Below are 216 nucleotides of genomic sequence, written 5' to 3'. Positions count from 1 at the left end.
GCCGTCCATCCGAGGTCTACGCCGACCGCGGCTACGACCATGACTGCTACCGCCGCCAGGTATGGGCGAAGGGCATCAAGCCCGTCATCGCCCGACGCGATACCGAGCACGGCTCCAGCCTGGGCGCCAGGCGATGGGTGGTGGAACAGGCCATCGCCCTCCTGCACGGCTTCCGACGCCTGCGTACTCGATGGGAGACCCGTGACGACATCCACG

1 protein-coding gene is annotated in these 216 nt (G+C 68.1%); it reads left to right on the top strand.

Annotation, left to right across the window (positions count from 1 at the left end; genetic code table 11):
* The coding region (locus tag ADL29_RS15345; protein ID WP_342671163.1) for a transposase at nt 1-216 on the top strand (216 nt) is incomplete at both ends.

Source organism: Streptomyces chattanoogensis, from assembly GCF_001294335.1.
Classification (GTDB): Bacteria; Actinomycetota; Actinomycetes; order Streptomycetales; family Streptomycetaceae; genus Streptomyces; species Streptomyces chattanoogensis.
Note: the sequence above shows the minus strand (reverse complement) of the source record. Positions and strands in the feature narration are given on the sequence as shown.